General features: G+C 72.7%; 15 protein-coding genes. 5 read left to right on the forward strand and 10 right to left on the reverse strand.

All coding sequences use genetic code 11. From position 1 onward, the window contains the following. Position 1: 1 nt before the first annotated feature. The 3 genes from ACFW47_RS21450 to ACFW47_RS21460 all read right to left on the reverse strand — a co-directional run bounded on the left by ACFW47_RS21450 (position 2) and on the right by ACFW47_RS21460 (position 2,094). Entirely contained in the window at positions 2 to 685 is a 684-nt protein-coding gene (locus tag ACFW47_RS21450) for a haloacid dehalogenase type II (protein WP_386283387.1), read from the reverse strand. A 116-nt stretch (positions 686 to 801) separates the two neighbouring features. After that, positions 802 to 1,290 (reverse strand): DUF6083 domain-containing protein, encoded by a 489-nt coding sequence (locus ACFW47_RS21455; RefSeq protein WP_386283389.1) that lies wholly within the window; start codon positions 1,288 to 1,290, stop codon positions 802 to 804. 195 nt (positions 1,291 to 1,485) lie between these two features. Beyond that, positions 1,486 to 2,094, reverse strand: coding sequence for a GNAT family N-acetyltransferase (locus tag ACFW47_RS21460; RefSeq protein ID WP_386283391.1), 609 nt, complete (start codon positions 2,092 to 2,094; stop codon positions 1,486 to 1,488). Positions 2,095 to 2,175: 81 nt separating this feature from the next. Here ACFW47_RS21460 and ACFW47_RS21465 point away from each other — a divergent pair, with 81 nt between their 5' ends. After that, positions 2,176 to 2,736, forward strand: a complete 561-nt coding sequence (locus ACFW47_RS21465; protein ID WP_386306688.1) for a GNAT family N-acetyltransferase — start codon at positions 2,176 to 2,178, stop codon at positions 2,734 to 2,736. A 30-nt stretch (positions 2,737 to 2,766) separates the two neighbouring features. On the opposite strand, the gene ACFW47_RS21470 is transcribed toward ACFW47_RS21465, so the two are convergent. The 6 genes from ACFW47_RS21470 to ACFW47_RS21495 form a co-directional block, all read right to left on the reverse strand. Next, positions 2,767 to 3,537: a class I SAM-dependent methyltransferase gene (locus tag ACFW47_RS21470; RefSeq protein WP_386283395.1), complete on the reverse strand. Its 771-nt coding sequence runs from the start codon at positions 3,535 to 3,537 to the stop codon at positions 2,767 to 2,769. Between the two features lie 93 nt (positions 3,538 to 3,630). Continuing rightward, a complete protein-coding gene (locus ACFW47_RS21475) occupies positions 3,631 to 4,866 on the reverse strand; it encodes an aminotransferase class V-fold PLP-dependent enzyme (RefSeq protein WP_386283397.1) in 1,236 nt (411 codons plus the stop codon). Beyond that, entirely contained in the window at positions 4,863 to 6,200 is a 1,338-nt protein-coding gene (locus tag ACFW47_RS21480) for a pyridoxal-phosphate dependent enzyme (protein WP_386283399.1), read from the reverse strand. Before ACFW47_RS21480 ends, ACFW47_RS21475 begins: the two co-directional genes overlap by 4 nt. After that, positions 6,197 to 7,714, reverse strand: a complete 1,518-nt coding sequence (locus tag ACFW47_RS21485) for a Y4yA family PLP-dependent enzyme (RefSeq protein ID WP_386306690.1) — start codon at positions 7,712 to 7,714, stop codon at positions 6,197 to 6,199. Before ACFW47_RS21485 ends, ACFW47_RS21480 begins: the two co-directional genes overlap by 4 nt. Positions 7,715 to 7,791: 77 nt before the next feature. Further along, positions 7,792 to 8,253 (reverse strand): nuclear transport factor 2 family protein, encoded by a 462-nt coding sequence (locus tag ACFW47_RS21490; RefSeq protein ID WP_386306691.1) that lies wholly within the window; start codon positions 8,251 to 8,253, stop codon positions 7,792 to 7,794. A gap of 135 nt (positions 8,254 to 8,388) precedes the next feature. Next, complete coding sequence (locus ACFW47_RS21495) at positions 8,389 to 8,925, reverse strand: AAA family ATPase (protein ID WP_386306693.1); 537 nt, start codon at positions 8,923 to 8,925, stop codon at positions 8,389 to 8,391. 138 nt (positions 8,926 to 9,063) lie between these two features. Between ACFW47_RS21495 and ACFW47_RS21500 the strand changes: the two genes are divergently transcribed. Together ACFW47_RS21500 and ACFW47_RS21505 are read left to right on the forward strand one after the other, a co-directional pair. Continuing rightward, entirely contained in the window at positions 9,064 to 9,267 is a 204-nt protein-coding gene (locus ACFW47_RS21500) for a hypothetical protein (RefSeq protein ID WP_386283407.1), read from the forward strand. A 270-nt stretch (positions 9,268 to 9,537) separates the two neighbouring features. Continuing rightward, entirely contained in the window at positions 9,538 to 9,927 is a 390-nt protein-coding gene (locus ACFW47_RS21505) for a glycerophosphodiester phosphodiesterase (protein ID WP_386306694.1), read from the forward strand. On the opposite strand, the gene ACFW47_RS21510 is transcribed toward ACFW47_RS21505, so the two are convergent. Further along, entirely contained in the window at positions 9,924 to 10,913 is a 990-nt protein-coding gene (locus tag ACFW47_RS21510) for a Ku protein (RefSeq protein ID WP_386283411.1), read from the reverse strand. The two genes, ACFW47_RS21505 and ACFW47_RS21510, sit on opposite strands and share 4 nt — an antisense overlap. A gap of 133 nt (positions 10,914 to 11,046) precedes the next feature. On the opposite strand from ACFW47_RS21510, the gene ACFW47_RS21515 reads away from it, so the two are divergent. Beyond that, complete coding sequence (locus tag ACFW47_RS21515; RefSeq protein WP_386283416.1) at positions 11,047 to 11,262, forward strand: hypothetical protein; 216 nt, start codon at positions 11,047 to 11,049, stop codon at positions 11,260 to 11,262. A 141-nt stretch (positions 11,263 to 11,403) separates the two neighbouring features. After that, positions 11,404 to 13,488: a SpoIIE family protein phosphatase gene (locus ACFW47_RS21520; protein WP_386306695.1), complete on the forward strand. Its 2,085-nt coding sequence runs from the start codon at positions 11,404 to 11,406 to the stop codon at positions 13,486 to 13,488. Positions 13,489 to 13,525: the final 37 nt, after the last annotated feature.

Here is a 13,525-nt window from a genome sequence, read left to right on the forward strand (position 1 = left end):
TTCAGCCGAGCCGGCCGGCCAGATCCGCCAGGCCGTCGGCGTGCAGGTCGAAGCGGTCCGCCGGGGCCGGCGGGTCGCCGACGGGACGGGCGACGTAGGCGGTGCGCAGGCCGAGGGCCTGTGCGGCACGCAGGTCCCAGGCGTGGGCGGCGACCATGAGGAGCCGGGCCGGCGGCCGGCCGGAGACGGTGACGGCCAACCGGTACACCGCCGGATCCGGTTTGTAGCTACGGGCGTCCTCGGCGGACAGTGCCTGGTGCCAGCGCAGTCCGGCGTGGGCGTTGAGCTGCAGCAGTGCCGTCCGGCCGGCGTTGGAGAGACCGATCAGCGGGAACCGCTCGGCGAGGCGGGCGAGCCCCGGCACGGTGTCGGGCCAGGGCGGGAGCCTGCGGCCCGACCTGGCCAGTTCCTCGACGGCGGCCGAGTCGCGGACTCCGACGGCGTCGGCGACGAGCCGGGCGGCCTCCAGATCGAGGACGTCGCTGGTCACGTAAGGCCGGGCATCGTCGAGGACACGGCGCTGCTCCCGTTCGACATGCCGCTGCCACAGTGCGAGCAGTTCCTCGACCTCGCCTTCGCCGGCGGACGGGGCCAGCGCACGGAGGCCGGCGCGGATGCCGGCGGGTTCGTCGACGAGCGTGCCGAGCACGTCGAAGACGAGGGCGTCGATCTCCAGTGGTTTCATGGCGGAGGGCTCCCGGAGGACTACGAGGGCGGCAGTGGCAGTAGTTTCAACATCGCCGGGAGCCGACCGGATTCCTGTGCATGCTGCAACCGCCCCGACCGGAGCCGTGGGACGGTTCACCCCGCGTCGGGAAGCGCTCCCGGGTATTCGCCGTCCTCGGCCTGCCGCGCGGCGCGGCGCGCGTTCTCCTCGCGTACGGCGGCCAGCCAGCGCCACGGCTTGAGCTCGTCCAAGGCAAGGCCGGGGCAGGCGAGTTGGTGAGGGATGCGGCAGGTGGAGCCCGGCGGGGGTTCGCTCAGCCCTCCGTTCCAGGCCTGCCCGCCCGGGTCGATGTGCCACCGGTGCCCTGCGGGGACCAGGTGGGCCGGGACGGTGAGCCCGGGTTCGAGCAGCACGTGCTGACCGGTGTAGGTGAGGCGGCGTTCACCGGTCAGACCACAGTGCGGGCAGACGGGCCGGGCAGGAGGTTCCGGCCCGGTGGCTCCGTCGTGTGCGGCCTGCCTCCGGTCGGCGCTCTCCCAGGAACGAGGGGCGTCGGCGGGTGGCTGCCGGCTGCTGTCGGGGCCGGGTAACGGGACGAGTCGCGGTTCGTGTGTATCCGCCATGAAGGTGAGGGTGCGACGCAGGCCGGAGGCCGGGTAGGGCGCAAAGCGGGCGCAACGGCAGCATGGGGTGGGCCGGACGGGGCTCACGGATCCCCCAAATGCCTGAACAGCTTGCGTTTCACGTGAAACCGGACAGCGCTCGCCGGGAGCGGCAACACCTTCGCTCCCGGCTCGCCCCGGCCTACGTGTGCGCCCTCAGGCTCGGAGCGGTGAACGCGGCTCGCGCCGCATGGCCCACAGCACCGGCCCGCCTCCCGGGAGCGAGAACTCCTCGCGCACGGTGAAGCCGAAGTGCTCGTAGAACCCGAGGTTCGACGACTTGGAGGACTCCAGACACACGGGCAGGCCCGCCGCGTCCGCCCTGGCCAGTCCCGAGCGCAGCAGGGCGGCCCCGTGTCCACCGCCCTGTGCGGCGGGGTCGGCACCGATCACCGCCAGGTACCAGTGCGGTTCCTGAGGAGTGTGCCGGCCCGCGGTCTCAACGGCTTCGCGGAACAGCCCGGCCCGGTCGCCGAGGATGCTGACCAGCTCCTGGATCGTCTCCGCGTCGGGAACGGCCTGCGCCTGGCCCTCGGGCGGCACCCAGAAGGCCGCCGCGGCACCCGTGCGCTCGCACACGCCATGGCGGACGTACTGCCGGGTGAAGATCGTGGTGAAGTAGCGGCCCAGCGCCTCCTGGCGCGAGGAGTCGTCGCGGAAGAACCAGCGCATCATGGGGTCGTCGTCGAAGGCGCGGGCCAGGGTTCCGCTGACCGCTGCGGCGTCGTCCGGCGTCGCAGTCTCCGGAGTGCTCGTTGTCGGCATGAGGCCATTCTGCACGGCAGTTGATCTTCAATGGCCGGCAGGTACCCGAGTGACGCGTGTGCGCCTGGCAGACTGGCCGGCGTGACAGCGCACGAGACGGTACACGCACCCGCGTTCGCCCAGCTGATGCGGGATCAGGACGCCACCGAGGCCGTACGACGGGACCTCGGGGAGTGCTGGGCGGCGGTCATCAACGCCGGGGGCGCGGTCGTGCCCACGGGCTGCCCGCTTCCGCCGGTCTCTCCTCGACAGCTGGAACCGGCGGTGGACGCGATCCTCCGCGGGCTCTCTCCCCAGCGAGGCCGGCTGCTCCTGGCCTCCGTCGGGGACGCTCTCGCGGGCTGGGTGCTACTGCGTCGCCAGGCGCACGCCCTGGAGGCGCACTGCGGAACGGTGAACCACCTTCAGACGCACGTCCGTTTCCGCGGTACGGGCGTCGGAGCCGCCCTGATGCGACGGCTCCCCGCGATCGCCCGCGACGAGATGGGCCTGGAGCGGCTGCGGCTTTCGGTGCGGGACGGTCTGGGCCTGGACGACTTCTACCGCGGGGTGGGCTGGTCCGAGGTCGGCCGGTGGCCGGGCGCGCTGCGCGTGGCGCCCGGTGACGACCGCGACGAGATCCTGATGAGCCTCACGCTCTGACCCGGCGCCCGGGGCGCTCCCTCTCCCGGATCAGTCACCCACGACCGCCACCAGCACCGCGCTGTCGCCGAACCTCCAGACCGGCGCGACATGACGGAAGCCGGCCCCGACCAGCAACTCGGCGTGCCGCTCCAGCGCGAGGTCCTCGCCGGTCCCCTTCCCGCCGTGGGCCTCGTGGCGCCGCGCACGCTCGGCGTACAGGTCGGCCAGTTCGGGGTCCCGTGCGGCCGCGCCCCACCACGCGTGCCAGTCTTCGTGGGCGTGGCCGCCGGTCCGCTCGGCACGGCGCCGCCCCACGTGCGCGGTGATGCCGGCGCAGGAGGCGTCGCCGGGCGGGAAGTGGTCGCCGTTGACGAGTACCCCGCCCGGGCGCAGCATGGCGGCGAGCCTTCGGTAGGTGTCCAGCAGGACCGGTTCGGGGAGATAGTGCAGGGCCGTGGTCGAGACGGCGGCGTCCAGCGGGCGGTCCAGCCCGAGGGTGTCGGTCCAGCCGTCGGCGCCGATCACGGTGTCCACGTAGCGGGCGGCGTCGGCGTGGTGGGTCCGCCCCAGCTCCAGGAGCAGGGGGTCCATGTCGGCGGCGACGATCTCCGCGTCGGGCAGACGGCCGACGAGCCTGGCGGCCAGGGAGCCCGGGCCGCATCCGAGGTCGAGCAGGAGCGGACGGGGGCGGCCGGCGGTGACGTACTCGACGACATCCGTGATCACCGTGAACCGTTCCTCGCGGTCCACGGCGTAACGCTGCTGCTGCCGCTCCCAGCGCTCCACCCACCTCCCGGCCACCGCCATGCTGATGCCCATCTGGTCGCGCCACCTCTTCCGATTCGCACCCGTCGTGGTCGGGACCGAATCTACAGGTGGAAACGGTTATCAGTTGCCTCATCGGTCGCCGGTTCACGCCAACGAGGCGAGTACACCGTGCAGGCGGTCGATCTCCTCCCCCGTGTTGTACGCGTGCACGCTCACCCGCACCGAACCCTTCCCGTCTTCCACGCCCGCCTGGCAGAGGCTGTCGGCGCGCACCATGAAGCCGTGGCTGTAGAGGATGAAGCCGAGGTCGTCGGACGGGATGTCCCGGTGCCGGAAGGTGACGATGCCGTGGCGCCGCTGGTCCCCGGGAAGCACGGAGTCGGCGGCCAGGCTCGTGGGGCAGCCGAGGATCTCGTACGCGTCGAGGTGCCGCAGCCGGTCGGTGAGCCGGGTCGTGAGGCCGGCCGTCCAGCGGGCGATCCGGTCCACTCCGGCCCGGTCGAGCCAGTCGAGCGCGGCCCCCAGCGAGACGATGCCCACCGTGTTGGGCGTGCCCTGCCAGCCGCCCGGCCGGAACACGGGCCCACGCGTGTTGCGCGCCCACACGGCCCCCGAACCGGGCAGGGCCATCGCCTTGTGCCCCGAGAAGACCACGAAGTCGACGTCCAGCGAGGGATCGGCCAGGTCGACGGGCAGGTGGCCGACGCTCTGGGCCGCGTCCAGGCAGATCGGCACGTCCGGGCCGACCGCCGCACGGATGCGGTGCACGTTCATGTCACCGCCGTAGACGTGGTGGACGTGGGTCGCGGCCACGAAACGGGTCCGTGGGCCGACGAGGTCGCCGAGGGCACGGTGGTCGTAGTCGCCCGACACCGCCTGGTACGGCAGGGCGCGGACGTGCACCTCCACGCCGCGTTCGGCCAGCAACTGCCGGGCTTCGAGCCACGGGTCCAGGTTGGCGCGGTGGTCGGCGAACGGCACGAGGATCTCGTCGCCGTCGGAGAGGTGCGGCGCCAGCCAGTCGCGGGCGACGGTGCGCAGTCCCTCGGTGGTGCCGCTGGTGAAGTGCACGGTGGAGCGGTCCGGTTCCGGATCGCGAAGGAACGCCTTGACCCGCTCCCTGGTGTCCTCCACGAGCCGGGTGGTCTCGTTGGCCCAGGGGTAGGTGCCCCGCCCTGCGTTCGCGTTCGACGTCGTGAGATAGGTCTGGGCGGCCTCCAGTACGGCACGCGGCTTCTGGGCGGTCGCCGCGCTGTCCAGGTAGGCCGACTCCGGGTGGGCGGCGACGATGGGGAACTGTCCCCTCAGCTCCCGCTGCCACAGCTGGTCCTGCGCCTCCTCGGCGTACCCGCCGGCCGGGAGCGGGCGGCCCGCGCTCACTCGCGCACCAGCGGCGCGCCCGCGTCCCGCCAGGCGACGATTCCGCCGGCCAGGCTCCGCACGTCGGGGTGGCCCATGCGGGTCAGCAGCGCCGCGTGGCGCAGCGACTTCTCGCCCACCGGGCAGGCCAGCAGCACCGGCGTTCGTTTGCTGAAGGGAAGTCCCCCGCGGACGAGCTCCTCGAACAGCTCGTCGACGATGTTGACCGAGCCCTCGATGTGCAGGGCCGCGTAGGCGTGCGGGCTGCGCAGGTCGACGACGAGCGGCCGGGGATCGCTCTCGTCGATCCAGCGGCGGGCGTCGTCCACGCCGACGGAGCGGGCGTCCGCCCGCACGTCGTCCTCGGTGAGCGTGGCCAGGGTGGGCACCCGGCTCGTCCTGCCCAGCAGTTCGGGTCGTCGCGCGCGCACGTAGCTGAGGTAGCTTTCGGCCCGGTCGCACACGATGAACACCGCGGTCTCCCGGCGTCCCGTCCCCTCCAGTGCCTCGTCGGCGTCCCGCAGGTGCCGCACGGCACCCTGGTAGGCGGCGCCCCCGGTCGGCCCCGACAGCAGTCCGCAGCGGCGGATCAGGGTGAGCATCCCGTCGATGGCCTGGCCGGATGTGACCGACTCGATCGTGTCGTACGTCGCGGGGTCGAACAGGCCCACCTGGTGGACCTCGTCGATGGTGCGGATGCCGGGGACGAAGTCGGACTTGTGGGCGACCAGACCGAGGACCCGCACGTCCGGGTCGTGCTCGCGCAGCACCCTGGCGACGCCGGTCGAGGAACCCGCCGTGCCGACACACGCGACGAACCAGTCCGGAGCCCGCCCGTCCAGGTCCTTGACTATCTCCGGTCCGGTGCCTGCGGCGTGGGCCTCGACGTTGCGCGGGTTGAAGTACTGGTCGGTGTGCAGATAGGTGCTGCCCGGCTCGGTGAGGGCCCGGTGGAAGTGGGTCAGCGGATCGTCCGTGTCGGTCGGGTCCAGGCATTCGCTGCGCCCGGGCAGCTCCTCGATCTCGGCGCCCAGGAGCAGGAGCAGCTCCTTGATCTCCGGTACGCGCATGCGGTTGGTGACGCTCTTGAACTTCAGGCCGTGCATGCCGGCCAGCAGGGCCAGCGCCTTGGCGGTGTTGCCGCTGGAGAGCTCGACGACCGTCCCCTCGCCGTCGCCCGCGCCCTCCAGATGGGGGCGGGCCATGTGCCAGGCGGGACGGTCCTTGACGGAGCCGAACGGGTTGAGCATCTCCAGCTTCGCGTACAGGTCGATGTTGCGCAGCCCGTGCACGGCGGGGTCGATGCGGACCAACGGTGTGTTGCCGATGGCGTCCGTGATGCTGTCGTACCTCATGCGGGCGTTCCCCCCGGGTGTGTGATCGGCCAGTAGTCCTCGTCCGGGCACCAGCGCCAGGAGTCGCCCACCCTTTCCACGGCCACCGTCCGCGCCGACGGCTGCCGCTGCGCGTGGTGGGCGTGGAAGTCCATCGCGTAGCCCGCGGTGTTGGCGAAGGCCAGCACGTCACCGGGGCGCGGCAGTCGCGGGAGGAACACGAGCCGACGGGTGATCAGGTCGGCCTCCAGACACAGGTTGCCGACGAGGTGGACGCCGACCGGGGCCTCCGTCTCCGGGCCGCCGCCCCGTCCGTCCCCCGGCGGGTCACCGCGGGACAGCAGCACGGGGTCCATCAGCACTCCGTGCTCCTCCAGGCTCACGTCTCCCGCGTTCATGCCGAGACGCACCAGGTACGGGTCCGGGCCCGCGCCGGTGCCCCGGACGTCCAGCACCCGCGCCAGCGACAGCCCGCACTGGTCGACGAGGGAACGGCCGGGTTCGATGTGCAGGTCGTGCAGGTGCTCGAGGAGGAGCGTGCCCGGCTCCCGGCCCAGGACCGGCGCCGGGAGCGAGAGGAGTTCGTCGAGGTATCCGGGGCCGGCGTCGGGGCGGTGACCGGGGTACAGGGCGACGGACCCGCGCACCGTACCGCCCTCGTTGCGCAGCCCGTAGCCGTGGCCGCGCCAGGTCAGGGGCGGGCGGCCGCCGAGGACCGCCTCACTGAGCGCGGTGGTCCAGCGCTGCCACTCCCCCGCGTCGGCGACGTAACCGACGCCGAAGCCGCCGCCGATGTCGACGGCACGCGGGGCGAGGCCCCGCTCGCGGCAGGCGTCCATGAGCAGCACGCACTGTTCCAGGGCACGGGCCTTCTCCTCCAGGCCGGTGGTGTCCAAGTGGTAGGCGAGCCCGGTGAGTTCGACGGCGTCCGAATGCCGCTCCAGGGCCGTCCAGAGCGCCTCCGCGTCCCGCACGGGCGTGCCGAAGCGGCTGCGCCGGGACAGCAGGCGGGTACCCGCTCCGTTCTGACCGGCGGTCGACTCGAAGCCGGACAGGCGCGCCAGCACACGGACCCGGCCGAGCCCGTGGCCACGTACGAGAGCGGCCAGTTGCTCCAGCTCACGCGGCGAGTCCAGGTTCACCGTGGCGCCGACCCGGGCCGCCAGCCAGAGGAACTCCGGGTCCTTGGGACCGGTGGCCATGACGCGGCCCCCGGTGAATCCGCAGCTCAAGGCGTGCCGCAGCTCTTCGAGCGACGCGACGTCGATTCCCACGGCCGCCGGGTCCTCGGCCGCCAGTCTGCGCACCAGGGCGCTGGAGCGGTTCGCCTTGTGTGCGAAGTAGAGGCGGCCGGTGAGACGGTGGCGGCGGTAGACGGCCCGGAAGCGCGCCGCGTTCTCGGCGATCGTCTCGGGCAGCAGTACGTTGAGCGGAGATCCGAGGGCGTCGACGAGTGAGTGCAGGAACGGTGCGGCGCCCAGCAGTGAGGCGAGCGGCGGTTCCACCCGCGGCCTCAGATATAAGGGCACGTCCACGAAAGACCCCTCCCCGTGTCGGCCGACCGTCGTTTCGACGACCGTTCGGGAGTAGTCGTTTCCAGGTACACGCTCCGCTAAGCCTCGGTTCCCGTCGGTGAGCACGCCTCGGCGATCGAAAGGCTGTTCTCGTACAGGTGGTGCCGGGTGATCCTGCCGTCCTCGACGGTGAGGCGCAGCGCGAACGGGCCCTCGAAGGACTTTCCCGTGGCACGTACCGTTCCCGAGACATGACCCGTGAGGACTGCGTCGGTGCCGTCGACGAGGAAGGCGTCGACGCTGGCGCGCGCGTCCTCGGGCACGGTGTGGGCCATCAGCTCCTCGGACTGTGCGGCGCATTCGGCGGCCGTGGAGCGCGGACGGATCCACGGGACGGTGGGGTTGTCGGCCAGCAGCCAGTCGACCTCGTCGGCGAAGAGGCCGGCGAGCCGATCGGTGTCGCCGGCGAGCCGGGCGGCGAGGAAGGCCCGCACGACGGCGCGGGTCGCCTCGGTGGTCGAACTCACCAGGTCTGAGGTGGACTCGGGGGACACCGGCATCGTCCTCTCCTCTTCGAATCGCGGCGGTTCCCGGCGGCTGTCCGTCGGGTCCGTGCCGATGCCCCGATCCTGCCGGGCCGCGGGACGGTGGTCGATTACCCCGGAGGTAGGGTCGCGGGCGGCGGGGGCCGGCGGTCAGGGTTCGAGCGGCGGGAGGCCGTCCAGTCCGGTCTCGCGCATGATCCGGTCGACGGTCTCGGCGAGCGTGCTGTCTGCGCCGATGACGGTCTCGACGCCTGAGGAGAGCAGGTCGCCCGGCCGGTACCACGCACGCAGCTGTGCCTCGCCGACCTCGTCCGCGATCGGCTTGGTGGCGTGCCGCGCCACGGTCTCGTCGAGCGGTACGTCCAGGTAGTAGCCGTGGGTGGGGCCGCGGTGGTCGGCGCGCAGGCGGGCCAGCATGTCACCGTAGTGGTCGGCGTACAGGATGCCCTCCACCACGACGTGGTACCCGGCGTCCAGGGCGTAACGTGCTGTCAGCTCGATGAGGCCGATGTTCGCCGCTCCGGGCCGGTCGCGTTCCCGGAGCACGATCCGGCGGAGGTTGTCCTGGGCGACCAGGGCGAGGCCGCGCCCGAATCTGCCGCGGACACCGGCCGCGACGGACGACTTGCCCGAGGCGCTGTTGCCGCGCAGCACGACCAGCCGGGTCCCCTCCGTGCCCACCTTCATCCGCGGCACGCTACCGGCAACCGTCCCTGACCCGGCCGCCGTTGCCCGGGGTGACGAAGCCTCGGCCGCATGCACCCGAGTGGAGCAGCCGGGGCACGGGAGGCGTTTCCGCGCGGGCCGCCGCTCGTTGAGGTCGGCATGATCAAGAAGCTCGCCTGTGCCTCCGTCATGGCCATCGCCCTCCTCGCGGCCGCGCCCGCCGCCGAGGCGGCCCCCGATCCCGCCCCCTCGTCCGGCATCCCCGGCGGACCGCTCCTGAACGGTCTGCTCGGTTCCCTCGAGATCGGCCATCCGGCCACCTCCCCCCAGTCGCTGCTGCCCGAGGGGCTCGTCGGCAGGTGACGGGGTACCGCGCCGAGCGTGATGGTGGGTGATCACCCCTTCGGCCCGGGATCAGCCGGTTCACCGTTCCGGTCCACCGGCTGATCCCGGCGCCGCCAGACCGCGGCAGGCCTCCCGTAACCGGCGCCGGACAGCCTCCGGGGAGCCGTTCGATCCGGGAGGCCGAAGTGAAACATGTGAGCAGGAGGCGCGCGAGCCTGGTCGTGGCCGTGCTGACCGGACTGGCCCTGGAGTCCGCCGCGACCTCCGCACACGCCGAGGCGCACACCTTTGGGGCTCCGGACGTCAGCGCGCCGGCTTCGGGACAAGCCCCGTTACGTCCGCCGCGCACTCGACCGCGACCAGCTCGCCGTCCAGTCCTTCCAGACCGACGACGCCCGGGAGTTCCACGCCCTCCTGCCGGACGTCCCCATCGGCATCCTGGACGCCGACCGCCCCACGGACACCGAACTCGTCCGGCTCAGCCGGTGGGCCGACCAGGCCGACCCGCAGTACACGGTGACCGACCAGGACCTCGTCGACCGCGTCCGCGCACTCGGCATGGACATCAACGTCTGGACGGTCGACGAACCCGGCGCCATGCGCACGATGCCCGGTCTGGGCGTGGACGGCATCATCACCGACTTCCCCCAGTCGCTCACCCAGCGCCAGGGAGGCTAGGCACTCCTGGGTCCGCGGGCCGCCGCCGTCTTCTTCGCGGTCTTCTTCCCGGCCGTCGGCTCCTTCGCCGCGGCCTTCTTCCCGGCCGGCTCCTTCGCCGCGGCCTTCGCGGTCTTGGCGGACTTGGCGGCGGGTGTCTTCTTCGCGGCTGCCTTCTTCTTCCGCCCGGGCAGCTCCCGCACCTCCGCGTGATCGCCCTCGCCCCGGGACTCCTTCGCCTTGGACACGGACTCCTGAAGGGCGGCCATCAGGTCCAGCACCTGCCCCGGCCGCTCCTCCGGTTCCGGCGCCGCCTCCGGCTCCCTGTGTTCACGCTTCGCCTCGATGAGTTCCGCGACGGCCTCCGTGTAGGTGTCGCGGAACTCGTCGCCCTCCAGATCCTCACGGGTCATCGTGTCCATCAGCGCGAGCGCCCCGTCGATCTCCTCCTCGGACACCTCGACCGGAGGCGGGGTGAGGGACGAGGGGTCGCGGATCTCGTCAGGCCAGCGCATGGCGTGCAGCACGATCGCCTCGCCGCGCACCCGCAGCAGGCCCAGGCGCTCCCGGCCGGACCACGCGTACCTCGCCACGGCCACCTTCGCCGACCGGGCGAGCGCCTGCCGCAGCAGCTTGTACGGCTTGGCCGCCACCTGCCCGTCCGGCTGCAGGTAGTAGCCGTCGCCGATCCGGATGGGGTCCACGGACGCGAGCGGCACGAACGCCACGATCTCGATGGCCTTGGCCGTCGGCAGCGGCAGCTCCCGCAGGTCCTCGTCCGTGATGGGCACCACCTGGGTGCTGCTGAGCTCGTATCCCTTGCCGATCTCGTCGGGGCGAACCTCCCGGTCCTCGAGTTCGCAGACCTTCCGGGTCCGGATCCTGCCCTGGTCCGCCAAGTGGTAGCGGTGGAACCGGATGCTGTGGTCCTCGGTCGCGCCGACCACATGGATCGGCACGGTGACCAGGCCGAACGAGATGGCACCGCTCCAGATCGACCGGGGCATGGACAGGCCTCTCCACGTGACGTCCCCGAGCGGTACCAGCCTATGAGCGGCACACCGCCTCCGCACACGCGCCGCCCCACCCACGCCGCCCACCCGGCATGCGTGCCACCGGTTCCGGCCGCACGCTGGTGCCATGACGACCGCACCGCCCGTGATCGTGTACCCGCCCGACGAGGAAGGGGGACGCCGGGTGCGCGTGGACGGCGAGGTCCTGGGCCGGGCCTACGGCGTGCGGGACGTCGCCCGCTTCCTTCAGGAGGCCGGCCTGCAGGACTGGGACGAGATGGACGTGGTCCGGTCGGCCATCGTCGAGTGGCGCGGGGGTGGCCCGGACGTGTGGGACCACTGACGGAGTACCGACGGTCACGCCCTCGCATGCCGCCGGGGGAAAGCGGGCGTAGTGTCCTCATATGGGTGATGTTCGGTGTGGCCGGCGTCGGGCCGTCCCGCCGGATCCCGTGGGACTCGGCCGTCGGCGGGCGGACATCTGATGCACACCACTCTGGACACCGCGATGGACACCGCGATGACCGCCGTGGTGCGCGACAGCGGTGCCTACGGAGGGCTGTTGTACGTGCTGCCCCCGCGCGACGACGCCTTGTGGCTGGTCATGACGGCGGGAGTGCCCCAGGACATCGCCCTGCCGTGGCGCCGTGTCGCGCCGACCGATCCGATGCCCGTGGCGGACGCCGTGCGAGAGGAGCGCCTGGTGTGGGTGGGCGGCCGGGAGGAGATGGCGCGCCAGTACCCCCGGCCGGCGCTGGTGCTGCCGTACGACTTCGCGCTGGGGGCGGCGCCGGTCGTTTCGGGCGGCGCCGTACGGGGCGGGCTGGTGCTGCTGTGGCCCGGCACCCATGCGTCGCGGCTCAGCCGCGAGGAGCGGGACGTCGTCGAGACGGGCTGCCGTCGCCTGGCCGGGCTGCTGCGTCAGGCGGCGGACAGTGGCGCCCCGCTGCTGCCCGCTGAGCGGCCGCGCACCCTGCGGCCCCCGGCCGGTCGCGTTCCCGCACCCGCCGAGGCCTCCGCGCTCTCGGCCTTCGTCGACCGTCTGCCGGGCGGGTCGTGCGGGCTGGACCCGAACGGACGCATCACCTTCATCACCCCCGGGGCGGCCGAACTGGTGGGTGCCGACCAGGCCGCGCTGGTGGGTGCGCTGCCCTGGGAGGCGCTGCCGTGGATGGACGTCCCCCAGGTCGAGGACCGCTACCGGGCCGCCCTGGTCAGCCGTCTGCCGCAGGCCTTCACCGTGCTGCGCCCGCCACGGACCTGGCTGTCCTTCGAGCTGTACCCGGACTCCACCGGCATCAGTGTCCGCATCACTCGCGGTGACCCGGCCGACGGTGCTCCGGCGCGGGCGCTGCCGACCGCAGGGCCCAGCCGCGCCACCGTGCTGTACCACCTGATGCACCTGGCCTCGACCCTCACCGAGGCCATCGGCGTGCAGGAGGTGGTCGAGCAGACCGCCGACCAGTTGCTGCCGGCGCTGGGCGCGCAGGCCATGGTGCTGATGACCGCCGAGGACGGCCGTCTGCGGATCGCGGGCCACCGCGGCTACCGGACCGAGCTCATGGACCGTTTCGACGGCATTCCGCTCAGTTCCGAGGTGCCCGGCGCCGACGTCATGGCCACGGGCGTCGCTGGGTTCTTCGCGACCTTCGCCGAGATGGCCGACGCCTATCCGGCCATGGTGCACGAGGACGGGATGGCCGCGTGGGCGGTGCTGCCGCTGATCGCGTCCGGCCGCCCCATCGGCTCCCTCCTCCTCTCGTACGAGCGGCCCCACACCTTCCCGCCGGGCGAGCGCGCCGCTCTGACGTCACTGGCCGGTCTGGTCGGCCAGGCCCTGGACCGGGCCCGGCTCTACGACGCCAAGCACCACCTCGCCCACCGTCTGCAGTCCGCCCTGCTGCCGCACACCCTCCCCCGCGTGCCCGGTCTGCGGGTCGCCGCCCGGTACCTGCCGGCGGCCCACGGCCTGGGCGTAGGCGGCGACTTCTACGACCTCATCCGTCTCGACGAGCACACCGTCGGCGCCACCATCGGCGACGTCCAGGGCCACAACGTGGACGCGGCCGCGCTCATGGGCCAGGTCCGGACCGCCGTCCACGCCCACGCCACGGTGGGCGCCTCCCCCGACGACGTCCTGGCCCGCACCAACCGCCTGCTCACCGATCTGGACCCCGGCCTCTTCACGAGCTGTGTCTACGTGCACCTCGACCTCGCGACGCACCGCGCCTGCCTGGCCACCGCCGGCCACCCGCCGCCCCTGCTGCGGCATGCCGACGGACGCACCGAACTGGTCCGTGTGCCGCCCGGTCTGCTGCTCGGCATCGAGCCGGACACCCGTTACCCGGCGCTGGAGTTCTCGCTGCCGCCCGGCAGTGTCCTCGCCCTGTACACCGACGGGCTCGTCGAGGCGCCCGGTGTCGACCTGGACGACGCGATCGCGGCCCTCGCCGGACTTCTGGAACACGCGGACCCCGGTGGCCTCGACGCCATGGCCGACGCCCTGATCCGGCATGCGCCCGCTCCCGGCGACGACGTCGCCCTGCTCCTCGTCAGCCCGAGCGCGTGAGGCGTGGGGCACTCACCGGGCCGACGGACCGTTTCAC

It is taken from the genome of Streptomyces sp. NPDC058796, assembly GCF_042745235.1.
Classification (GTDB): domain Bacteria; phylum Actinomycetota; class Actinomycetes; order Streptomycetales; family Streptomycetaceae; genus Streptomyces.